We start from the raw sequence: 23183 nt of genomic DNA, 5'->3' as shown, positions 1-23183 counted from the left end.
GCACCCCTGTCCATACTCCCCACCAAGGGGGAAGTGGCGCAGGGAAGTTGCAACCACCGGTCTGACTCGAACACATTTTCGATTCTTTTCGAATGTAGGTCAGCACTCCGACAAGCGTCAATACGCCTCGGCGCGTCGTCCGGGCGAGTCGTCCTCGCCCGGCACACCACCCACTCCAGTCTCAGGAGTCCACTAAGGTCAGATCAATGAGCGCCTCTTCCTACCGCGTTCCCGGCCCCGATTATCTGGTTGCCGGGCGGTACCGTCTGCGCTCGAAGATCGGTGGCGGTGGCATGGGCGCCGTCTGGCTGGCACACGACACCCTCCTCGACCGGCAGGTCGCCATCAAACAGGTGCTGTCGGTGGCCGGCATGACCGAGGACTCCGCGGCCGAGATGCGACAGCGAGCCATGCGTGAGGGCCGGATCGCGGCCCGGCTGAGTCATCGCAACGCCATCGCCATGCACGACGTGGCACTCGACGCCGGCGAACCCTGGTTGGTGATGGAGTACCTGCCCTCGCGTAGCATTGCCGAGATCCTCCACCAAACCGGCACCATGCCCGTCAAACAGGTGGCCCAGATCGGTGCCCAGGTGGCCGACGCCATGGCCGAGGCCCACAACGCAGGCATCATGCACCGCGACATCAAGCCGGGCAACATCCTCATCGCAGAAGGACGCAACGCCGGGCTCGTGAAGCTCACCGACTTCGGGATCTCGCGGTCCAAGGACGATGTGCAGCTCACCCAGACCGGCGTGATCACCGGTACCCCGGCGTACTTCGCACCCGAGGTCGCCCGCGGCGAGGATCCGACGGAGGCCTCCGACGTCTACTCGCTCGGCTCCACCCTCTACACCTGTGTGGAAGGTCAGCCGCCGTTCGGGCTCGACGAGAACTCCCTGGTGCTGCTGCACAAAGTCGCCCGCGGCGAGATCATCCGACCCCAGCGGGCCGGAGCCCTCGAGGGTGCTCTGCTCGCCATGCTCGAGCCGAGTCCGACCCGCCGGCCGACGATGGCCGGGATCCGCGATCGGCTTGCCCAGATCGCCGCGGGCGATGCCGGCAACACCGCCCAGATCCTCACCAGTCCGCTGGATCGACGAACCGCGCCTCTCCCCCCGCGGCCACCCACACGGCGCATCCCGACCACCACCGAGTCAGGCCTCCCCGCTGCTCCGGGACCGGCCGCTGTCGGGCGGGCCCACCCGACCTCGGGTGTCGGCGAGTCCTGGCAGGTCACCCAGCACTCACGGCCGGCGTTCTCCGCATTCGACCAACAACCCGAGAAGACCGATCCGCCCCGCCACGCAACTCTCGCCGCCGCGGTGTTCCTGGCATTCGTGGTGCTCGCCGCCATCGCGGTCACCCTCATCGCACTGCTCCGCTAGACCACGCGTCGCCTCGAGCCCTACGCACCGGTCCGGATCAGTGCACCGCACACACGGCGCCCGTCGGCACTAGCTGATGTGCCGGTTGGCGGCCCACCGGGTGAGTGCGTTGCGATTGGACTGCTGGGTCTTGCGCAACACATTGGACGCGTGGGTCTCCACCGTCTTGATGGAGATCACGAGGTCTTCGGCGATCTCCCGATACGTGAATCCCCGGGCCAGCAGCCGCAGGACCTCCATCTCGCGTGGTGTCAGCGAATCGAGTTCGGGATCCAGATGTGGCTCCGGCACGGGCGATTTCCCGGTGAACGAATCGAGCACGAATCCGGCCAGTCGCGGACTGAACACGGCGTCCCCGTCTGCGACACGACGCACGGAGTCGGCCAATTCCGAGCCACCGATCGTCTTGGTGACATAGCCGCGGGCACCCGCGCGAATGGTGGCGATGACGTCTTCGGCGGCGTCGGACACACTCAGCGCCAGGAAGACGGGTGACTTCTGCGGTGCGGCGTCGGCGACACCTCGCAGCACCGCGATCCCTCCACCGGCAGGCATGTGCACATCGAGCAACACCACGTCCGGTGACGACTGGAGGATGCCCGCGATCGCATCGGCGACCGCCCCTGCCTCCCCGACCACGGCCATGTCGGTCTCCGAGGCCAACTCCGCTCGTACCCCAGAGCGGAAGACACCGTGGTCATCCACAAGAAACACCCGGTATGGCTCACTTCGGCCGGTCATCGCCCCAACTCTCTCAATTCACCGCATCCGATTCGGAACCGGCATCATCACCGAGGTCCGTGACCAACGGTGTCTCGCCGCCACGCGGCATCGACATCCGGACATCGACCCCTCGACCGGCGGCCGACTTGATCTCAACGCTACCGCCGTGCCGCTGCACCCGCGCCTTGATCGACCCCGACACCCCGCGGCGATCTTCGGGTACCTGGTCGAGGTCGAAGCCGACGCCACGGTCGCGGACGAACACCTCCACCTGGGAGCTCTCCACCTCGGCGTACACATCAACCGAGCGTTCCCCGGAGTGTTTGGCGGCGTTGACAAGTGCCTCCCGCGTCGCCGCGATCAGCGCAGCCCATCGACGGTGATCGCCACTCCAGGAGGGGTCATCGGCCGTGACGTCGCCGACGGTCACCACCTCCACTTCGACGCCGTAGTGGTCTTCGACCTCGGCGGCCACGGCCTTGAGTGCGGTGGTCAGCGAATCGCTCTGCTGCCCTTCACCTTCGAACAGGTAGCGGCGCAGCTCGCGTTCCTGACTCCGCGCCAGACGCTGCACCTCTTCGGCATGTCCCGACCGCTTCTGGATCAGCGCCAGGGTCTGCAGCACAGAATCGTGGAGGTGCGCGGCGATCTCTTCCCGTTCGGCATTGCGGATGCGTGCGGCGCGTTCGGCACCCAGCATCCGGGCCATCCGCAACCACAACGGGATCGTCAGCAGCAGCACACCCAGTACCGTCGCGGCGACGGCCAGCAACGTGGTGCTCAACCCGCCGATCCGGTTGTTCCCGGCCAGCACCACCACCACCAGGCCGATCACCACCAGCGTTGCGCCACCGGCGATTCGGGTCCAGGTGATCGCCCGGGCCGACGCGGATCTGGGCCTCCATGTCGAATCGAGTTCGCGCCAGACAAGTGATGCGCCGACCGCCACCACCACCAGCGGGATGAGGAACTGCGCGGGGGTGCCCGAGGCCACGAACCCCACCGACACCACTGCGACCACGCCGACGATCGCCAGCCCGATTCCCTGCCGCCGTTCGGACGAGGTCGGCGGTTCGGTGTCGGTACCCGGCGGGCACATGAACCAGAGCAGACCGTAGGCGCACACGCCGGCCCCGGCCAGTGCGCTGAGCACGACGAACACCACGCGCACCCGGAAGGCGTCCACTCCGAGGTGGTCGGCCACGCCTCCGGCGACCCCGCCGATGACACGGCCACCATCGCGGCGGTGGACACGTTCGACTGTTGGCACCAGTCGATAGTGGCACGCGCTCGCGGACGCACACATCAGGGACAATCCCCAGATGTGATTCCAGGGAGCAGATCAGGGTGAATCCCGATGGTGCGGTGCCCGACCCGTGATCAGTATTGAACACATGAGCGGAGATGTCCCGAAGACGAAGCGAAGCGGAGCTCGACCAGAAGTCCCGAAGACGAAGCGAAGCGGAGCTCGACTATCACTCCCGACGAAGCGAAGCGGAGCTCGACCATGAATGCTGCATCCAGTCCCACCATCAATGCCGAAGTACTGCAGAACATGTGGCGAACGCGACCAGCACGTGCGGCGTCGGGTTCGACGATCGGCGGTGTGTGCACCGGGATCGGTGTCCGCTACAAGGTCGACCCCACGCTCGTGAAGGTGGCGTTCATCGTCTCGGCATTGTTCGGCGGTGCAGGCATCCTGCTCTACATCGCTGCGTGGATCGTGCTGCCCGAGGGCGCTCCTGCACAGTCGTCTCCGGAAACGGTGCTGCGCCCCAAACGCTTTCGGCATGGAATGCGTCACGCCTCATCCCACCCGCCGACCGTTGTCGCGGTGGCCGTCGTGGCCGTCGTGGCCCTGATCGCCGGGCCCCATCTCGCGTGGAGCAGTGGTGGTCTCTTCGGCCTGGCGCTGATGATGCTGGGCTGGTGGTTGCTCTACCAGCGCACACCGGTCCCCGAGCCCGGTACGAGCGCCGACACGTTGGGGCAACAGGCTGCCGGCGATCCGGTCACCGCAGGCGGTTCGTGGTGGCAGACCGCCACAGGCGTGCACACCCCTGCTGCGGGCGGACACTTTCAGAGCTGGACTCCCCGCGCCTGGCTCAAGGAGGACCCTCCGGCGACGGCGGCCGACGCGACGCAGACAACTGATGGTGAGGAGGCGGACTCCGATGTCGAACCGCCGCTCCCGACCCCACCTGCATGGGACCCACTGGGTGCGGCGCCTTTCGCCTGGGATCTACCGGAACCGTCGTCGCCGGTGGAGCGCACACCGTCGTCACGCTTCACCCCGGTGGTGCTCGGCATCGCGGTCATCGTCGCAGCGATCGCGGCGGCGATCGGCACGGAAGTGGATTGGTTCGGTCCGGCACGGGTCGGGGCCATCGCGTTGGCCGTGGTCGCCGGCGGACTGGTCATCGGGGCATTCGTCCACAAGGGCGGCGGCCTGATCCCGATCGCCATTCCCCTCGCCGGGTTCGTGGTGGTCGCCACGGTGATCGGCAACGTGAACCTGCCCGAGGGCGGCATCGGCGACCGCGATTGGAAGCCGCTCTCGGTCGCCGATCTCCAGGACGAGTACTCCCTGACGATGGGTTCGGCACGACTCGACCTCACCGCACTCGAACTCGACGCCGACAAGAAGGTGACGATCGACATGGGTGTCGGCGACTTCAAGATCATCGCGCCCGAGAACATGAACCTGCGCGCCGATTGTGAAGTGGCCATCGGAGAGGTCAAATGCCCTGAGGGTCTCGAGGGTGGACCTGATGGATCCCAAGGTCCCGTGATGACCATCGACGCCCATTCGAAAATCGGAAATGTGGAGGTCATCCGTGACTAAGTTCGCACCATTTCAAGCCGTGACCGGAATTGCCGGACTATTGGTGGCCTTGTGGGCCATCGCGGGCGGCCCCGAACTCAACGGCTCGGATTCGACGATGTGGATCGCGCTCGCCGTTGCTGTCGGGGTGGGACTCATCCTGATCTTCAGCGGAGGCCGAGACAAGAAAAAGCTGCCCGGGGTGTCCGAGCACGAAACGACCGGCTAGCAGTATTCGCATCGATCCGGCCGCACAGCAGCGGCCGGATCGATGCGTCGTTCACCGTGACAGCGGCTTTGTCCACGTAATCGAATAGCGGTAGAGCAATTCCCGCCGAAAACGTGATCCGGGCAGGAGTTCAGACGCATGGGTGCGCATTTCCCGATACGAGACCGGTGGCGGCCACACAATGGGCGACGGCTGTTTCCACACGTTTCGCCGTGCCACTGCGGCGCCCGCGGCCACGATGGACACGTAATCCAACGCGCGATCGCGTAGACCTTCACTGCCCGCACAGCCGACCACGACAAGCGTTCCGCCGGGGCGGATGAGTTCTCCCATGCGCCGCAGGCCACGGCGGGGATCCATGTGATGCAATGTCGCAACCGAGACGACCGCATCGAACGACTCCGGTTCGAACGGATGACTGAGGACGTCACCACAGATGTAGTCGATGTCGTCCGACTTCGCCGCCGCCATGTCGACGCTCGCCTCATCACAGTCGATCCCGACCACGTGCGGTATGGATCGATGTAGAAGTCGGGTCAGCATTCCCTCGCCCGATCCGACGTCGAGCACCGACGCTGCTCGTCCCTGCAGCGATTGCTCGATGAATGGGTAGTAATGGGTGTTGAAATTCCAGTGTTTCGAATCCGATGCAATGTGGTCATGGTCTTCGATTCGAAGAAGAGACCAACGTTCTTTGACCGAATTGTCGCCGCTCATGATCGCCATCTGATGCCCCCAACCCTGTTCGTGAACACCCAACACAAACGTGTTGTGTCCCACATATGAACCGTGTACTTCACCGTGTTGTCCGAATGATGAATTCACAAACGAGGCCGATCGACAATTGGGTGATACGACCCCGCTCGCACTCACCATTACTTTTTCAAACGTAGCACGGAGACGATTCAGGGCTGGCCCGGCGATCACTCGGATTGATTCGTCAGCGTGTTCACAATAGGCAGACACGAATCAGACATTGGAATGCGTGCTGGTGGCAGCCTAAATAAAAGGCCGCACATCCGATTCAGAGCGAATGGATGGAAAAGCCCATACGGGAGTGAAACTATTCATTCACGCCGACGAATGGAGCGCGCCGCGCCCACAGGCACGACAGCGAACCTATTCCCATTCGATGGTGCCAGGGGGCTTGCTGGTGACGTCGAGTACCACCCGATTCACCTCAGGCACCTCGTTGGTGATCCGTGTCGAGATCTGTTCGAGCACCTCGTAAGGAATGCGCGTCCAGTCGGCCGTCATCGCATCTTCACTCGACACCGGACGCAACACGATCGGATGGCCGTACGTGCGGCCGTCGCCCTGTACACCCACGCTGCGCACGTCGGCGAGCAGAACCACCGGACACTGCCAGATCTGGTGATCCAAACCGGCGGAGGTCAGTTCCTCGCGGGTGATCAGATCGGCCTTTCTGAGGAGTTCGAGACGGTCTGCGGTGACCTCGCCGACGATCCGGATCGCCAGACCCGGCCCCGGGAAGGGCTGGCGTCCGACGATCTCCTCCGGCAGACCCAACTCACGCCCGACAGCCCGGACCTCGTCTTTGAACAGCAGGCGCAGTGGCTCCACCAGGCTGAACTCGAGATCCTCTGGCAGACCACCGACGTTGTGATGACTCTTGATGTTCGCCGTACCGGTTCCGCCGCCCGACTCCACGACGTCGGGGTACAAGGTGCCTTGGACGAGGAAGTCGACCTTCTCCCCTTCGGCTGCCCGGTCGCCGAGCACATCGCTCACCGCTCCTTCAAAGGCACGGATGAACTCGCGGCCGATGATCTTGCGTTTGGTCTCCGGATCACTTACGCCTGCCAACTCACGCAGGAACGTCTCCTCGGCGTCAACCGTCACCAGACGGGCGCCGGTAGCGGCCACGAAGTCCTGCTGAACCTGCTCGCGTTCGCCGGCCCGCAACAATCCGTGGTCGACGAAGACACAGGTCAGACGATCTCCGATTGCCCGCTGTACCAGCGCAGCAGCAACCGCCGAGTCGACCCCGCCGGACAGACCGCAGATGGCGGTGCCGTCACCGATCTGTTGACGGACCTGCTCCACAAGCGCGTCGGCAATGTTCGCCGCGGTCCAGGTGGGCTTGAGGTCGGCGACCTCATGCAGGAACCGGGTCAGGATCTGCTGACCGTGCGGTGTGTGCATCACCTCGGGGTGGTACTGCACACCGGCCATCTGACGTTCGATGCTCTCGAACGCGGCGACCGGGGCGCCCGCCGTCGAAGCGGTGACCTCGAACCCGGGCGGCGGTTCCTGGACCGCGTCGTTGTGGCTCATCCACACCGGCTGTTGGGCCGGGGTGCCCGAGTGCAGCACGCCGCCCTCATTGGTCATCGTGGTGCGACCGAACTCGCGCCCACCGGTGTTGGCCACGACGCCGCCCAGCGCATTCGCCATGGCCTGGTAGCCGTAACAGATCCCGAACACCGGAACGCCGAGGTCGAACAGATCTCCGTCGATTCCCGGGGCGTCGTCCGCATAGACCGACGCAGGTCCCCCGGACAGGATCAGCGCGACCGGATTCTTCGCCTTGATCTCGTCGAGGTCGGCGGTATGGGGGATCACCTCGGAATAGATCCGGGCCTCACGCACGCGACGCGCGATCAGCTGGGCGTACTGCGCCCCGAAATCGACCACCAGAACCGGTCGCGGAGCTGCTGATTCCACACCTGTATCTTCGCTGTCTGCCACGCCTGTCAGTCTAAACCCGGCCGGGGTCGGGCCCGTCCCCCCGGCAACCGGACGAGGTCGGCACTCAGGCGCTCACACCGTCGGTCTTGGTGATCACCGTCAGTGGCAGCCGAAGCGCACCGGGCGCATCCGCCGGAACCACCGGCGCCATGGGCGGCGTCGGCGAGACACGTTCGTAGGGCTGCCCCTGCGGCGGCCGGACGTCATGCTCACCCTTGTTGGGCCACAACGCAATTGCGCGCTCGGCCTGGGCACAGATCGACAGCGAGGGATTGACCCCGAGGTTCGCCGAGATGGCCGCACCGTCGGTGATGTGCAGGGTCGGGTAGTTCCACACCCGATGGTAGGGGTCGATCACCCCGGTGTCGGGACTGTCGGAGATCACACACCCACCGAGGTAGTGAGCGGTGAGCGGCATGTTGAACACATCTCCCCAGGTTCCGCCGGGCAGACCGTCGAACTGCTTCGCCGCACGCTCGGTGGCTTCGTTACCCGCAGGGATCCACGTGGGGTTGGGTTCCCCATGGCCCTGTTTGGTGGTGACCAGACGCCACGGCCCGAGCTTCTTCACGAATGTCGTGAGCGAATTGTTCCGGTTCTGCATCACCAGCAGGATCACCGTGCGCTGACTCCAATGCCGCAACCAGATCAGCTGCAGAACGCCCCGCCAGCCCTCTTCACGGGCCTTGTCGAGCAGCTTGAGCCGCCTCGACCGACCCGGCTTGTCGTCGGTGAGGAATGTCTGCAGCGCCGCAATGGCGTTGGAGCCCTTGCCATATCGAACTGGTTCGATATGCGTGTCGGGCGACGGGTGGAAGGACGATGTGATCGCAATGCCCTCAGAGAAATCCTGTGCCGGATCGTACGAACGGCGCATCGCGCCCAAGATCGACTCGGAGTTGGTGCGGGTCAGCACACCCAGGGTCTCGGAAAGCTCCGGCAGCGAACCCCTGTCCTTGGCCAGATGCATGATCTTCTGGGTGTTGAAGGTACCGGCGGCCACGATCACCTGACCCGCGGTCAGGGTCCGGCGGCGGGCACCGATCCGGCCCCAGGCCGCCGACCGAGCCGTGTGTACCTTCCAGCTGCCATCTGCCTGCGGATCCAGCCCGGTGACGGTGGTGCGGTCGAGAACCGTCGCCCCGCGTGATTCGGCCAGACCGAGGTAGTTCTTCAGCAGGGTGTTCTTCGCGCCGTACCGGCATCCGGTCATGCAGGCGCCACACTCGACACACACCGTCCGGTCGGGGCCTGCACCACCGAAGTACGGATCGGCCACCCGCTCGCCGGGAGTTCCTGTGCCACCGGACTTCTCACCGAAGAAGACGCCCACGGGGGTCGGCCCGAAGGTGTCCCCCACCCCCATCTCGTCGGCCACCTGCCGCATGACGCGGTCGGCGTGGGTGACAATGGGGGTGCTGACCACACCCAGCATGCGGCTGGCCTGGTCGTAGTACGGCGACAGCTCGCTCTCCCAGTCGGTGATGTGCTCCCACTGTGGATCCCGGAAGAACGGTGTCGGCGGTTTGTAGAGGGTGTTGGCATAGTTCAGCGATCCGCCGCCGACGCCCGCACCGGCCATCACCATCACGTCTTTGAGCAGATGGATGCGTTGGATGCCGAACATCCCGAGCTTGGGAGCCCACAGCCACTTGTGCAGTCGCCAACTGGTTTTGGCGAACTGGTCGTCGGCGTACCGTCGGCCCGCTTCGACGACACCGACCTTGTAGCCCTTCTCGACCAGCCGTAAGGCGCTGACACTCCCACCGAAGCCCGATCCGACGATCAATACGTCGTAATCATGCTTCTCGCGAGTGGCCGGCTGCTCGGGCTGGGAGTAGCTGTTACCGCGTGATACAGACACCACGCCATCGTACATTGGTACGTTACCGGCCGGTAATGTATGGCGAATTCTCGCTTCAGAAGAGCAAGAGGCGAGTGGTCAATCGCAGGCCGACAAGCCGACCTTCTGGAACTCCTTGAGGTCGGAGTAGCCGGCCTTGGCCATCGAACGCCGCAATGCGCCAACGATGTTGAGGTGTCCGAACGGGTCGTCGGTGGGCCCGTGCAACACCGTCTGCAGATCCGGCCTGCCTTCGTCCTCGGCCACGGCCAGCAGTGCGCCACGAGGCATCGACGGATGCGCGGCGGCAGCGGACCAGTAATAGCCGCGGCCGGGCGCCGAGGCTGCCGCAGCCAGAGGTGTGCCCAGGACGGCGGCGTCGGCGCCGCAAGCAATCGCCTTGGCGAGCTCGCCGGAGTTGTGGATGTCGCCGTCGGCGATCACGTGGACGTAGCGACCGCCGGTCTCATCGAGGTAGTCGCGACGGGCCGCCGCGGCATCGGCGATGGCCGTGGCCATCGGAACCCCTATCCCGAGAACTTCCCCGGTGGTGGTGGCCCCTGCGGTGGAGCCGTAACCGACGATCACCGCGGCAGCACCGGTACGCATCAGGTGCAGGGCGGTGCGGTGGTCGTGCACGCCACCGGCGATCACCGGTACGTCCAGTTCGGCGATGAACGTCTTGAGGTTCAGCGGTTCGGAATCTCCTTGGGAGACATGCTCGGCGGAGATGATCGTGCCGTGGATGACCAGGAGCTCCACCCCTGCAGCCACCAGCACCGGCGTCAGCTCGGCAGCCTTCTGTGGGCTGACTCGCACCGCGGTGGTGACGCCGGACTCACGAATCGACGACACCGCCTGACCGAGCAGGTCTGGATCGATCGGTGCCGCATGGAGTTCCTGCAGCTTGCGCACTGCCGCTGTCGGATCGATCTCGTCCTCGGCGATCCGCACGACCTCGGCGATCTTGGCCTCCACATCGCGATGTCGGGCCCACAGACCTTCACCGTTGAGGACGCCGAGACCCCCGTGCCGGCCCAGTTCGACAGCCGACTGCGGCGAGACGAGCGCGTCCGTGGGGTGACTCAAGATGGGGATCTCGAACCGGTAGGCATCGAGCTGCCACGCGGTCGACACCTCCTTCGACGAGCGGGTGCGCCGAGACGGCACGATGTTGATGTCGGCGAGCTCGAAGGTACGGCGAGCCGTTCGGCCCATCCCGATTTCCACATGATCTTGCACGAAGGTGCCTTTCGTCACTGCTGCACACAGAACCGCATCGGTGATCACCGATAGATCGGTTCACGAACTGGTTTGACCTGCCGAACTGATCGAAGCCGGCCGCCTGGGAACTCAGCGAGAAGTGTAGTTGGGCGCCTCGACGGTCATGGTGATGTCGTGCGGATGGCTCTCTTTCAGGCCCGCCGCCGTGATCTGGACGAACTGCGCGTTCTGCAGCTCTGCGATCGAGCTCGAGCCGGTGTACCCCATCGCCGCGCGCAATCCGCCACCCAGCTGATGGATCACCTGGTTGAGGGGTCCACGGAACGGCACTCGTCCCTCGATGCCCTCGGGCACGAGCTTCTCTTCAGAGAGCACATCGTCCTGGAAGTAGCGGTCTTTCGAGAAGGACTTCGCCTGGCCGCGCCCCTGCATCGCGCCGAGTGAGCCCATCCCCCGGTAGCTCTTGAACTGCTTGCCGCCCACCAGGATCAGCTCGCCCGGGGCTTCTGCGGTGCCCGCGAGCAGCGAGCCGAGCATCGCGGTCGATGCCCCTGCCGCCAGCGCTTGGCGATGTCCCCGGAGAACTGCAGCCCGCCGTCGGCGATGACCGGAACGCCAGCCGGCTTGCAGACCGCAACTGCTTCCATGACCGCAGTGATCTGCGGGGCGCCTACGCCGGCGACCACACGGGTGGTGCAGATCGAACCGGGTCCGACCCCGACCTTGACCGCATCGGCACCGGCCTCGACGAGAGCGGCAGCGGCGGCACGGGTCGCGACGTTCCCGCCGACGATCTGCACCTTTGACCCGATCTCTGCCTTGAGTTTGCTGACCATCTCCAGGACCAGACGGTTGTGCGCGTGCGCGGTGTCGACGATGATCACGTCCACCCCGGCGTCCGACAGCGCCATGGCCCGATCCCACTGATCACCGCCGGTTCCGACCGCGGCCCCGACCAGCAGTCGCCCATCGGCATCCTTGGTGGCATAGGGGTGTTGCTCTGTCTTGACGAAGTCCTTCACCGTGATCAAACCGGTCAGGCGACCGTGGCCGTCGACGATGGGGAGCTTCTCGATTTTGTGCCGTCGCAGCAGGCCGAGCGCGGCTTCGGCGGATACACCCTCCTGGGCGGTGATCAGTGGCGCCTTGGTCATCACCTCGGAGACCGGCCGGTTCTGATCGACCTCGAAACGCATGTCCCTGTTGGTGATGATGCCGACGAGCTCGCCGGCGTCGTCGGTGACGGGCAGGCCCGAGATACGGAAGCGGGCACACATCGCGTCGACCTCAGCCAGCGTGTTCGACGGGCTGCAGGTCACAGGATCGGTGACCATGCCGGCTTCGGACCGCTTGACCGTTTCCACCTGCCCCGCCTGGTTCTCGATCGAGAGGTTGCGGTGCAGCACACCCATCCCACCGGCGCGGGCCATCGCGATGGCCATGCGGGACTCGGTGACGGTGTCCATCGCCGAGCTCACCAGGGGCACCCGCAGTGTGATGTCGCGGGTCAGCTGCGACGAGGTGTCCACGTCGCTCGGGATCACGTCGGAGGCCGCGGGCAACAGCAGGACGTCGTCAAAGGTGAGGCCGAGCATGGCGACCTTGTTCGGGTCGTCGCCGCCGGTCCACACCGGGCCTCGTGCCTGGGCGGAGCCGGCTGTCGGGTTGTTCATTCCGGGCACGCTCATTCCGGTCAGGCCTGTTCCACTTCGGATCGGCATGTTGTCATTTCGATGAGTCCATCCTATCTGCTCGGCGGACCTCCTCAGGACGTAGCATCCCGCCCTCGGCGGTGCCCTCGTCGAGCGCTGACTCGGCGGTCGACCCTCCCCTCACGCACCACAGGTCGTTCACCCATGTGAAGGAGGATGGTTCATCCAACCGGCGTCGATCTTTCATTCATGCGGTGCACAGACTGGCGCCGGTGGGGTGAGGCTGACTACCGTGGTCAGCGTGCGAGATCATCTGCCGCCGGGGCTGCCACCGGACCCGTTCGCCGACGATCCCCGAGGGGACCCATCGGCGGCGCTGGACGCCGCCCCACCCGGTGAGCCACTGGACGCGAACGAACGCATGGCGATCGAGGAAGACCTCGCCGATCTCGCCGTCTACGAGGCACTTCTGCACCGCCAGGGGATCCGCGGTCTCGTCGTGGTGTGCGACGACTGCCAGCTCGACCACTATCACGACTGGGACATGCTGCGCGCAAACCTGCTGCAGCTCCTGGTCGAGGGCACGGTACGACCGCACGAGCCGGCCGTGGACCCCAGTCCCGAGGCGTACGTCACCTGGGATTACTGCCGCGGTTACGCAGACGCGACGATGCACGCCAAGGACGAGGACTGATCTACTTCCCCACCGCGGGCTCGGGCCGATCAGCCCGGCGGCGGTAGCGGAACGCTGCTGGTGGTCGAGGTGGTCGTCGGGGTCACCGGCGACTCACTGGTCACGGTCTCATCGGTGGTCGGTGGTGGCGTGGACACAGAGGTCGTCTCCGACGGGATCGCCGTCACCGTCTGCTGCGTCTCGGTGATCGTCACCGGGGGCAGCTGAAGCTGTGGCAGCTGCGTCTCCAATGGCGGAAGCGTGACGGTCGTCGGGAGAGTGACGGTCGGCAGGATCGCCGTGAGCAGACCACGCAACTGGTCGATCTTCGCCTGCAGCTCCGCCCGCCTGTCGGTGTCGGTGACATCGGCAAGCTGGGACTCCGCACGATTCAGATAGTTCTGAGCCGCGGACTTGTCACCCGTCGACAACAGGTCGACGGCGTGATCGAGGTCGTTCTCGACGTCTCCGGCGGCAAGCGTCGCCGAGGCATCCGCCCCGAACATCGCTTCCTTGACTCCCCAGAGCCGATCGCCGGGCGAGGCGTCATGGGCCACCACTGACAGACCGCCGAACACGATCGCACATGCTGCCGCGGCGCCGGCCGTGTAGCGGGCCACCGTCAGCGACCGGCGACGGGTCGCGGTCCTTCGCTGCGCAGCGATGCCCGCCTCGACATCTTCGAGGGTCGGACCGGCAGGCATCGGGGCGCCCGTCACTTCGGCGCGCCAATTCGACAGCAGCGCCGCCAGTTCGTGGTCCACAGGCGTGTGCGCAGGCACTCCGCGCTGAGACACCAGAGCGTCGATGAACTCGTCGTCGGCACGAACCGCGCCGAGGTTCACCGGGATGGAGTCTTCGTCGATCGCCTCGGATGCCGATGAGGGCACGCTCTGGAAACGCTCGTCGGATTCATCACCGAACCCCTTGCCACCACGTCGATCGCGCCTGTCACCCATCGCCCTCACCTACCCTTCTCGATCTCGGTCTTCAATTTCGCGAGTGCCCTGTGTTGAGCCACCCGCACCGCTCCCGCCGTACTCCCCACAGCGGACGCGGTCTCTTCGGCCGACAACCCCACAACCAGTCGGAGCACCAGCACCTCACGCTGCTTGTCCGGGAGCGTCGACAACAGTTCATTCATCCGACGGCCCGCATCGGAGTCCAGCGCCCGCTGTTCGGGTCCGTCGTCGACGGCCATCCGCTCGGGCATCTCATCCACCGGCTCGGCTTTGTTACGACCGGCCGCTCGATGAGCATCGGCAACCTTGTGGGCGGCGATGCCGTAGACGAACGCCATGAACGGTCTGCCCTGGTCTTGATACCGGGGCAGAGCTGTCATGACGGCCATGCAGACCTCCTGCGCTACGTCGTCGGCGGAGAGCGAATGCCGCTCACCACCTCCGACCCTGGCCCTGCAATAGCGCACAACCAGGGGGCGGACACTTTCGAGTACGTCGGAGAGAGCCGATCGGTCGCCCTGCGCTGCGGCAGTGACAACCCGGTCCAACTCTTCACCTGTAAAAATCATCGCTCGTAGACGTCTCCGCGTTACCTTCGCCGATTGGTGCCGGCCGCGCGGAGGCCATACCCCCGGCGGTAAGTCGCTAGTAGCTTAGCCAGCGAACGGCCTCGCGTTCTCGCCGCTAGCGCATCGCACCGCCGCGAGCGGCCAGTTCGTGCCTCAGATCGGCCGCGCTCGGCGATCCTCCGGCGCCGAGCGCTTCGAGCAACATGGCGGATGCCCACCACAGCGGCAGTTGACCAGCGAATGCTGCCGCATCACCAACTCGCTGGGCTCCCTCGATGGCGCGCGTTGTCTCCCCCGCGCTCGCCGCGGCCGCAGCAGCGATCAGTTCGGACTTGATGAGATGCCGCTGCGAGGGACACCCCCGGGCCACGGCAAGGGCTGCCGACGAGTGTTCTTGTGCGGTCTCGGGGTCACCGGTGTACATCGCGAGTTCGGCCCGGACCCACAGTGAGCGCAGGGCCGGTCGGCCGTGCCACACCCATTCGCTGCTGCCCTCGATGCGTTCATGCGAGTCGATCAGCAGGGCGTCGACCCGGTCCAGCAGTCGCGCGGCGGCACCGAACATCCCGCGCCCGAGATCGTCGGCGGCCAGTCCGGTGAGTGCGTCGCACCAGGCAGACACCCGGGGCCCGGCGGTCGTGGCCGAATCGAACCCTGCCACCGGGGTGGCGAGCAGGGCCAGTGCGTGCGCGTCATGGTGGACGGCGTGAAGGTGTTGTCCACCCTGTCGCAGATGCGCGGCGCGCGTACTCGCGGCGAGGGATCGGAGAACGACGTCGGTGCTGGTGGTGGCGATCCGGCGCAACTCGGTTGACGCCGCGGCGTAGTGACCGCTGCCGCCCAACGCAACGGCGCGAAACCACCTGTCCCAACCGTCACCGGCCACGGGCACCGGGTACTCACCCGCACTGCCGCCGAAGGCGATCGCGGGTAGTGTGACCTGCATCGCCCTCCTCACATCACGGCGCGGTAACCAAGTTAGCGTGAATTTAACTTACTGAAACCGGCTCAAAAGTCGCCTCGACGTCAATCTGAGGTCACCGGAACATTTCCTGCGGGTAAATTGCAGCACTTCCGCGTTTTCCCTCCATACGCGGTTCTCAAACCATCGCGAGCTCGGGCGACCGCACTCGAATGGCACCTGACGTGCGCATACGCCCTCTACCTTCGCCATGCCTCGACCCCAGTCGCCATCACAAAACAACAGGGCGTCGATAAACAAATGGTTAACATCGCCCGAAGTTCGCGTCTTCAATTGGCGGAATCGGGGCCTGTTGACTCCATTTCCTCGCTTTGCATACGGTGTGCTGGACGTCGAAAACAACGCGGTCTCGACAAGTCAGTCACAATTACGCCTCACCGGCACGTCACAGAGGAGCACGCAGATGCCTCAGCCGAACCACCTTCCCGGACCGAATGCCGACATCTGGGATTGGCAGATGAAGGGCTTGTGCCGCGGTGTCGACTCATCAATGTTCTTCCATCCGGACGGCGAGCGTGGCCGTGCCCGGGCCCAGCGGGAACGTCGCGCGAAAGAACTGTGCCACCAGTGCCCCGTGGTAGCTCAATGTCGCGAACACGCACTGGCGGTCGCTGAGCCATACGGCATTTGGGGCGGCCTGTCCGAGTCCGAGCGCGGAATGCTGATGAAGCGCGGAGTCGGGCGCCGCATCGCGAGCTGACCTTTACGGCCCAACGAAATCCAACGCAAAGAAATAAAACAGAATTGGATTTCAATCTCAAACAATTGAATCTTCACAAAAGCGAGGACGCCTGATATCGGCTCCTCGCTTTTGTTGTCAAGACAAATCCGAGAAACAACACCCGAACAACCGGTGAACGACAAACGCCCCGGCCGTGGGGCCGGGGCGTTCGAGGTCGGGCAACAACTAGTGCGCGTGTCCGTGACCGTGACCGTGGTCGGCCTCGGACTCGGCCGGCTTGTCGGTGATGGTGCTCTCGGTGGTCAGGATCATCCGCGCCACCGACGCAGCGTTGACGATGGCCGAGCGGGTCACCTTCACCGGGTCCACCACGCCGTCGGCGAGCAGATCGCCGTAGGTCAGGGTGCCGGCGTTGAAACCGTGGCCGCGAGGGAGTTCGGCAACCTTGGAGACCACCACGGCCCCGTCGGTTCCGGCGTTGGCCGCGATCCAGAACAATGGCGCCTGAGCGGCCTGCTTGACCACCCGGACACCGAGCGCCTCATCACCGTCGAGGCTGTCGGCGAGATCGTCGAGGACCGCTGCGGCAGCCTGCACGATCGCCGAACCACCGCCGGGGACGATGCCTTCTTCCACAGCTGCCTTCGCTGCCGCGACGGCGTCTTCCACGCGGTGCTTGCGCTCCTTGAGTGCGGTCTCGGTGGCTGCGCCGACCCGGATCACTGCCACCCCGCCGGCCAGCTTGGCCAGGCGCTCGGCGAGCTTTTCCCGATCCCAGTCGGAATCGCTGGCCTCGATCTCGCGACGGAGCTGCTCGGCGCGGTTCGCAATGGCGTCGGAGGTTCCCGAACCATCGACGATCGTCGTGGCGTCCTTGGTGACGACGATCCGGCGTGCGCCGCCCAGCAGTTCGAGCCCGGCGTCGGCCAGGGTGATGCCGATGTCGGCGGTGATGACGGTGCCGTCGGTGACGATCGCCAGGTCCTCCAGGAACGCCTTGCGACGGTCGCCGAAGAACGGCGCCTTGACCGCGACAGCGCGGATCGTCTTACGGATCGAGTTGACCACCAGGGTGGAAAGCGCTTCGCCTTCAACATCTTCGGCGATGATCAGAACGGGCTTGCCGGATTCGGCGATCTTCTCCAGAAGCGGCAGGAAGTCGGGCAGCGAGCTGATCTTGTCCCGGTAGATGAGCACCAGCGCGTCTTCGAGGACGGCTTCCTGGCTGTCGATGTCGGTGACGAAGTACGGCGACAGGTATCCCTTGTCGAACTGCACACCCTCGGTGATCTCGAGGTCGGTGACGAGTCCCGAGCTTTCCTCCACGGTGACGACACCATCGGCGCCGACGCGGGCCATGGCCTTGCCGACCATCTCGCCGACCTCTGCGTCACGGGACGACACGGTGGCGACCTGTGCGATGGCTTCAGCACCCTCCACCGGGGTGGCAGCGGCGAGCAGCGACTCGGCGAGCGCGTCGGCGGCCTTGGAGATCCCCAGGCCCAGCGCGATCGGGTTGGCCCCTGCTGCGACGTTGCGCAGTCCGGCTTTGACGATTGCCTGCGCCAGGACGGTGGCCGTTGTCGTGCCGTCGCCGGCCACGTCGTTTGTCTTGGTGGCAACAGATTTGACGAGCTGGGCGCCCAGGTTCTCGAACGGGTCTTCCAGGTCGATCTCTCGGGCGATGGTGACGCCATCGTTGGTCACGGTCGGACCGCCGAACGCCTTGGCCAGCACCACGTGGCGGCCGCGGGGTCCAAGAGTCACCTTCACCGCGTCGGCGAGGTGATTGACCCCTCGCTCCAGCGAGCGCCGGGCCTGCTCATTGAATTCGATCTGCTTGGCCATGTGTGTGGCTCCTAAGATTTTGGTCGGGTGATGAAACGACAGCCGCCCCGGCTACCCCGCATGGGGACGCCGGGGCGGTGTCGAACCAGAGTTACTTGGAGATGACTGCCAGCACGTCACGCGCCGACAGGATCAGGTACTCCTCGCCGGAGTACTTGATCTCGGTGCCGCCGTACTTGCTGTAGATGACGGTGTCGCCTTCTTTGACGTCGACCGGGATCCGGTTGCCCTGCTCGTTCACGCGTCCTTCGCCAACGGCGACGACGGTGCCCTCTTGCGGCTTTTCCTTGGCCGTGTCGGGGATGACCAGGCCGGACGCAGTCGTCGTCTCGGCCTCATTGGCCTGAACGAGGATCTTGTCCTCGAGCGGCTTGATGTTCACGCTCGCCACGATGTGAGCCCTCCACTTTCGGGGTAGTTCGGGCCCGAAGACCGGACCCTGTTTAGCTGTTCGGAACGTATACGGCGCCTGGATCGGTCCCGTCGTCGCGGGTGCCGGAACCTCACTGGGTGCCGACTAGCACTCTATACATGCGAGTGCCAGCACTCAAGGTGAGAGTGTGCGAACTTCTCATACCGGGACGGATATGTTCGTCGCGACGGCGCGGTCGCGACGACGCTCCCATCCGATCAGGCCCAGCGTCGACACGAGGGCGACCACGGTCAGCACTGCGATCACCGTGATGGCCGGGACCATGCCGCCGATCAACTCCCCCGGACGCCCGGGCTCGGCACTGCCGAGGATGGCGGTGATCACCGCCATCATCAGCGCGCCGCCGATCTGGATGCTGGTGTTGACGAGCCCTGAGGCCAGTCCCTGTTCGTCGTCCGACACACCGGCGGTGGCCTGGGAGTTGACCGAGGGGAACGTGGCCGCGAACCCGATGCCGAGGAACAGGATGGTCGGCAGCAGGAAGACGAAGTAGTTCATCCCCGGCTCCACGCGGAGGAACCACAGGTATCCGATGAGGAACGCCACGAAGCCCCCCGCGATGAGCAGCTTGGTGCTCACGCGGTCGAGCACCCGGTCCATGAAGAACGCGCTGGCGACCACGAGCACACCGGCGGGCAGGAACCCGAGTGCCATCTCGATCGGCGACCAACCCAAGGAGTTCTGCAGGTACAGCGTGACGACGAACTGGAAGGCCACATAGCCACCGAACATCGCCGCGGCCGACAGGTTGGCGTGTACGAGCGTGATCGACCGCAAGATCCCCAGGCGGAGCAGGGGGTGCTTGTGCCGCACCTCCACCGCGATGAAGGCCGCAGCGAGTAGACCCGCGATGACAAACAGGACGATGGTCGACGTCGCTGCCCAGCCGACCTCAGGCGCCTGCACCACGGCGAACACGAGGATCAACAGCGCAGATGTACTGGTGACCGCGCCGATGACGTCGAAGTGCGACCAGTTGAACGCCGCGCGGGGCGACTTCGCGATCACCCGGGCACCCGGGCACCCACGACGAGTAGCAGCAGCGCAACGGGGCCGGGGAAGATCAGTGTTGCGCGCCAAGACAATTCGGTGAGCAGCCCACCGAAGACGAGGCCCAGGGAGAACCCGCTGGCCCCGCACACGGTGTAGATCGACAGTGCTTTGTTGCGGGCCGGCCCCTCGGCGAAGGTCGTGGTGATGATCGACAGGCCTGCGGGCACCGTGAAGGCCGCAGCCACGCCTTTGACGAAGCGCAGCGCGATGATCAGGGTGTCGATCTCGGTCGCCGCGCTGACGACGGAGGCGACACCGAACACGGCCAGTGCCGTGAGGAACACCCTGCGACGACCGAGTAGGTCACTGGCTCTTCCTCCCAGTAACAGCAGGCCCCCGTAGCCGAGGACGTATCCGCTGACGATCCACTGCAGCTGCGCCTGGTCCATGGCGAGTTCGGAGCCCATCGAGGGGAGCGCAACCCCCACCATCGAGACGTCCAGCCCATCGAGGAACAGCGCGCCGGCAAGAACCACCAGCAACAACCAGGTCTTGCCGGTCCATCCGCCGGCAGACGTGACGTGCTCGGTGGCCGGCGCGTCGCCGGCCAGCAACTCCTTCTCCTTTGTCGTTCCGGGTTCTTAAATCTTCGGGTCTTCGGGTGTGGTTTCAACCGTCATGGTCCAGAACTATATGCAGTTGCATTTAATGTGTCTACATAAAATGCAAACGAACATAATGTGGTTGCATCTGATACGATGGCCCTATGTCCACCCCGCACCGAAGCGACGATGACCTGGCCCAGGCCTGGCATTCGCTGTCGGTGCGGTACCACCGCCTCCAGTGCGATCTGGACCGGGAATTGCAAGCAGCGCAACAGATCTCGAACAGCGAGTTCGAGGTTCTCGAGCTCCTCTCGGCCGCGGACGACTGCAAACTCCGGATGAGCGAGCTCGCCGGATCAGTCCACCTGAGTCAGAGCGCTCTGTCCCGTCTCGTGGCCGGACTCGAGAAAGACGGATTGGCATGCCGATCCATGTGTCCGCAAGACCGCCGATCCGTCTTCACACAGCTCACCGACGAGGGGCGAGCCAGATACGAGGCGGCCAAGCCCGTCCAGCGCGCCATCCTCCGTGCCGAGGCCGAATGCCATTCATCCGGATCGATCTGCGGCGCAATCGAAGTGAATCAAGGCCCACAGAGCTGATCGCGGATCAGTAGTTGCTGACCTGCACCGACAGACCCGGGTCGGTGGCCACCGTCAGATCCGACGGGACTGCCCCACCGGCAATCACGTGAGCACCCAGGGTCGCGATCATCACACCGTTGTCGGTGCACAACCGCGGCTTCGGAACCCTCAGCGTGATCCCGGCGTCCTCACAGCGTTCTCGCGCAAGCGACCGGATTCTCGAGTTCGCGGTCGCGCCGCCGCCGAGCACCAACGTGTCCACACCGACGTCTCTGCATGCCCGCACGGCCTTCATGGTCAGTACGTCGGCCACCGCTTCCTGGAAAGACGCCGCAATATCCGCGACGGGCGGCTCGACACCATCACGGCGGCATTGCTCCACGTATCGGGCAACCGCAGTCTTGAGACCGCTGAACGAGAAGTCATGCCGCGCATCTCGTGGACCGGTCATGCCCCTGGGAAACCGGATGGCGTTCGGATCACCCTGAGCTGCAGCCGCATCGAGTGCCGGCCCACCCGGGAATCCGAGGCCCAGCAAGCGGGCCACCTTGTCGAACGCTTCACCGGCGGCGTCGTCGACCGTCGTACCCAACTCCACGATGGGCGCACCGAGGTCGTCGACGTGCAACAGGTGTGTGTGCCCGCCCGACACCAACAGCGCCACGCAGGGCGGCATCGGGCCGTGTTCGAGGGTGTCGACCGCAACGTGACCGCCGAGGTGGTTCACCGCGTACAGCGGCACATCCCACGCCGCCGCATAGGCTTTCGCTGCCGCAACCCCTACGAGCAGCGCACCGGCAAGTCCCGGACCGATGGTCACCGCCACGGCGTCGGGCACCTGGATGTCCGCCGTCGCGAGCGCACGCCGCATGGTCGGGACAATGGCTTCTAGATGTGCGCGGGAGGCGACTTCGGGGACCACTCCCCCATATCGGGCATGCTCATCGACACTGGAGGCCACCTCATCGGCCAGTAGTGTGGTCGTACGGTCGGCATTCCACCGGACGATTCCCACACCTGTTTCGTCACAGGAACTCTCGATACCCAGGACGATCATGGTCGGCCTCCCTCGGGCGGGGCTGATCTCTGCTCACGCCGCATCGTGTACGCGTCTGCCCCGCTGGGCTGGTAGTAGCCCTTCCGGGTTCCCACGATCTCAAAACCGTTGCGGCGGTACAAGTTGATGGCCGCCTCGTTGTCGGTACGCACCTCGAGGAACACCGGCGCCCGACGCTTGTCCGCGATCTCGAGCAGCGCCGCGAGCAGCTCCCGTCCGTGACCGTGTCCCTGATGCTCCGGGGCGACCGCGATCGTGTGGATCTCACACTCGTGGTCGCCCTCTTGTCCGAGCACGGAGATACCCGCGTAGCCGACCAGGTCGTCGCCGTCACGGGCCGCGAAGTAGTGATTGTGTCGTGTCGAGATCTCGGCACGAAATGCTTGTGCGGGCCACGGCGAGTCGCCCGCGAACAGCAGGCTCTCGATGGCCGCGCAACGAGCCGCGTCGCGAGGGAGAAGTGGTCCGATCTCCACTTTCGACGAGGTCATTTCTTGCGGTCCTTGAGTTCCACGGCATCCGGTCGACGAAGGTACAGCGGCGTCAACGGCGCGGGTGGCGTCCTCGACAGGAGTCCCGGCAACGCCACCTGAACCAGTCCGATGGCCGTGGGAGCAGAAGCGGTGAGCACCGGGTAGTCGAAAAGCGCGGTATGAGCGGGAGACCCGGCAATCGCGTCGATGCCCGCCGAGCCCGGCGAGGTCGCCGCTGCGTGCTCGAGCGCGGCAGCGAGATCGGCGGGAGCCATGACGTCCGGACCGTCGGTACGGGCGCACGTGTGTACCGCGCCCAGTAGACCTCCCGACGGCGCGCGTCGGTGACAACAAGCAGGGAGTCGACGTCGCTCGCCGCGACCGCGATCGCGTCCAGCGAGCACACTCCGTGGACGTCGACGCCCAGCGCGTCGGCGAAGGCAGCGCCGGTGGCCAGCCCGACACGCAACCCGGTGAACGGTCCGGGACCTTGTCCCACCACAACTGCGTCGAGGTCTGCCCTGGCGACGCCTGCCTCTTCAAGGCATTCCAGGATGCGGGTGGTGAGGATCTCCGCGTGGCCCCGCGTGGTGGTCTCCACACGTTCTGACCGCACGGCGAGCCGGCCGGGCGTTGAGCCGGCCGTGCCGGTATCGAGTTCCACGATCCCGGTCACGACCTCGGGCGTTGCGGTATCGACTGCGAGGACAAGCACGATCAGCCAGCC

At 65.3% G+C, this 23183-nt stretch carries 19 protein-coding genes and 3 pseudogenes; 6 read left to right on the top strand and 16 right to left on the bottom strand.

Going from position 1 to position 23183, the window contains the following annotated elements:
• Window positions 1–206 precede the first annotated feature (206 nt).
• Window positions 207–1388, top strand: coding sequence for a serine/threonine-protein kinase (locus tag W823_RS52320; RefSeq protein ID WP_023962048.1), 1182 nt, complete (start codon window positions 207–209; stop codon window positions 1386–1388).
• A gap of 69 nt (window positions 1389–1457) precedes the next feature.
• Here W823_RS52320 and W823_RS52315 read toward each other — a convergent pair whose 3' ends face one another.
• The gene (locus tag W823_RS52315) at window positions 1458–2129 is read right to left on the bottom strand and encodes a response regulator transcription factor (RefSeq protein WP_023962046.1); all 672 of its coding nucleotides are present in this window, start codon (window positions 2127–2129) and stop codon (window positions 1458–1460) included.
• Between the two features lie 13 nt (window positions 2130–2142).
• Complete coding sequence (locus W823_RS52310; RefSeq protein WP_038254478.1) at window positions 2143–3381, bottom strand: ATP-binding protein; 1239 nt, start codon at window positions 3379–3381, stop codon at window positions 2143–2145.
• Window positions 3382–3618: 237 nt separating this feature from the next.
• Between W823_RS52310 and W823_RS52305 the strand changes: the two genes are divergently transcribed.
• Both W823_RS52305 and W823_RS52300 read left to right on the top strand, forming a co-directional pair.
• A complete protein-coding gene (locus tag W823_RS52305; protein WP_023962042.1) occupies window positions 3619–4956 on the top strand; it encodes a PspC domain-containing protein in 1338 nt (445 codons plus the stop codon).
• Window positions 4957–4975: 19 nt separating this feature from the next.
• Window positions 4976–5164 (top strand): hypothetical protein, encoded by a 189-nt coding sequence (locus tag W823_RS52300; RefSeq protein ID WP_031333293.1) that lies wholly within the window; start codon window positions 4976–4978, stop codon window positions 5162–5164.
• Window positions 5165–5215: 51 nt separating this feature from the next.
• Here W823_RS52300 and W823_RS52295 read toward each other — a convergent pair whose 3' ends face one another.
• The 5 genes and pseudogenes from W823_RS52295 to guaB form a co-directional block, all read right to left on the bottom strand.
• Window positions 5216–5881 (bottom strand): bifunctional 2-polyprenyl-6-hydroxyphenol methylase/3-demethylubiquinol 3-O-methyltransferase UbiG, encoded by a 666-nt coding sequence (locus tag W823_RS52295; RefSeq protein WP_081729907.1) that lies wholly within the window; start codon window positions 5879–5881, stop codon window positions 5216–5218.
• 402 nt (window positions 5882–6283) lie between these two features.
• Entirely contained in the window at window positions 6284–7876 is a 1593-nt protein-coding gene (gene guaA, locus W823_RS52290) for a glutamine-hydrolyzing GMP synthase (RefSeq protein WP_235189656.1), read from the bottom strand.
• Window positions 7877–7940: 64 nt separating this feature from the next.
• Window positions 7941–9665 (bottom strand): GMC family oxidoreductase, encoded by a 1725-nt coding sequence (locus W823_RS52285; RefSeq protein ID WP_031333289.1) that lies wholly within the window; start codon window positions 9663–9665, stop codon window positions 7941–7943.
• Window positions 9666–9818: 153 nt separating this feature from the next.
• The gene (locus tag W823_RS52280) at window positions 9819–10937 is read right to left on the bottom strand and encodes a GuaB3 family IMP dehydrogenase-related protein (RefSeq protein WP_369792669.1); all 1119 of its coding nucleotides are present in this window, start codon (window positions 10935–10937) and stop codon (window positions 9819–9821) included.
• A gap of 135 nt (window positions 10938–11072) precedes the next feature.
• A pseudogene (gene guaB, locus W823_RS52275) lies at window positions 11073–12616 on the bottom strand (IMP dehydrogenase).
• 280 nt (window positions 12617–12896) lie between these two features.
• Here guaB and W823_RS52270 point away from each other — a divergent pair.
• Window positions 12897–13289, top strand: a complete 393-nt coding sequence (locus tag W823_RS52270; protein ID WP_023962030.1) for a DUF5319 domain-containing protein — start codon at window positions 12897–12899, stop codon at window positions 13287–13289.
• Window positions 13290–13318: 29 nt separating this feature from the next.
• On the opposite strand, the gene W823_RS56900 is transcribed toward W823_RS52270, so the two are convergent.
• The 3 genes from W823_RS56900 to W823_RS52260 all read right to left on the bottom strand — a co-directional run bounded on the left by W823_RS56900 (window position 13319) and on the right by W823_RS52260 (window position 15745).
• Entirely contained in the window at window positions 13319–14227 is a 909-nt protein-coding gene (locus W823_RS56900; protein WP_023962028.1) for an anti-sigma-D factor RsdA, read from the bottom strand.
• Between the two features lie 5 nt (window positions 14228–14232).
• Entirely contained in the window at window positions 14233–14799 is a 567-nt protein-coding gene (locus W823_RS52265) for a sigma-70 family RNA polymerase sigma factor (RefSeq protein WP_023962026.1), read from the bottom strand.
• Window positions 14800–14914: 115 nt separating this feature from the next.
• A complete protein-coding gene (locus W823_RS52260) occupies window positions 14915–15745 on the bottom strand; it encodes a hypothetical protein (RefSeq protein ID WP_023962024.1) in 831 nt (276 codons plus the stop codon).
• 439 nt (window positions 15746–16184) lie between these two features.
• On the opposite strand from W823_RS52260, the gene W823_RS0130640 reads away from it, so the two are divergent.
• Window positions 16185–16481: a WhiB family transcriptional regulator gene (locus W823_RS0130640; RefSeq protein ID WP_031333284.1), complete on the top strand. Its 297-nt coding sequence runs from the start codon at window positions 16185–16187 to the stop codon at window positions 16479–16481.
• Between the two features lie 207 nt (window positions 16482–16688).
• Here W823_RS0130640 and groL read toward each other — a convergent pair whose 3' ends face one another.
• The 3 genes and pseudogenes from groL to W823_RS52250 all read right to left on the bottom strand — a co-directional run bounded on the left by groL (window position 16689) and on the right by W823_RS52250 (window position 20228).
• Window positions 16689–18311: a chaperonin GroEL gene (groL, locus tag W823_RS52255; RefSeq protein ID WP_023962021.1), complete on the bottom strand. Its 1623-nt coding sequence runs from the start codon at window positions 18309–18311 to the stop codon at window positions 16689–16691.
• Between the two features lie 91 nt (window positions 18312–18402).
• On the bottom strand, window positions 18403–18702 hold the full coding sequence (groES, locus tag W823_RS0130635) for a co-chaperone GroES (RefSeq protein ID WP_030171070.1): 300 nt from the start codon (window positions 18700–18702) through the stop codon (window positions 18403–18405).
• A 180-nt stretch (window positions 18703–18882) separates the two neighbouring features.
• Window positions 18883–20228: pseudogene (locus W823_RS52250) on the bottom strand (MFS transporter).
• Between the two features lie 275 nt (window positions 20229–20503).
• Here W823_RS52250 and W823_RS52245 point away from each other — a divergent pair.
• Complete coding sequence (locus tag W823_RS52245; protein ID WP_023962019.1) at window positions 20504–20944, top strand: MarR family winged helix-turn-helix transcriptional regulator; 441 nt, start codon at window positions 20504–20506, stop codon at window positions 20942–20944.
• 7 nt (window positions 20945–20951) lie between these two features.
• Here the strand turns inward: W823_RS52245 and tsaD are convergent, their stop codons facing one another.
• From tsaD to tsaB, 3 genes and pseudogenes are all read right to left on the bottom strand, one after another.
• Window positions 20952–21983 carry a tRNA (adenosine(37)-N6)-threonylcarbamoyltransferase complex transferase subunit TsaD gene (gene tsaD, locus W823_RS52240; RefSeq protein ID WP_023962017.1) on the bottom strand — a complete coding sequence of 344 codons (1032 nt, stop codon included), beginning with the start codon at window positions 21981–21983 and terminating at the stop codon, window positions 20952–20954.
• A complete protein-coding gene (gene rimI / locus W823_RS52235) occupies window positions 21980–22474 on the bottom strand; it encodes a ribosomal protein S18-alanine N-acetyltransferase (RefSeq protein ID WP_023962015.1) in 495 nt (164 codons plus the stop codon). Before rimI ends, tsaD begins: the two co-directional genes overlap by 4 nt.
• Window positions 22471–23171, bottom strand: a pseudogene (tsaB, locus tag W823_RS52230) (tRNA (adenosine(37)-N6)-threonylcarbamoyltransferase complex dimerization subunit type 1 TsaB). Before tsaB ends, rimI begins: the two are co-directional and overlap by 4 nt.
• Between the last annotated feature and the right edge of the window lie 12 nt (window positions 23172–23183).

The sequence above is a fragment of the Williamsia sp. D3 genome, assembly GCF_000506245.1.
In the GTDB taxonomy this organism is placed as follows: domain Bacteria; phylum Actinomycetota; class Actinomycetes; order Mycobacteriales; family Mycobacteriaceae; genus Williamsia; species Williamsia muralis.
Note: the sequence above shows the minus strand (reverse complement) of the source record. Positions and strands in the feature narration are given on the sequence as shown.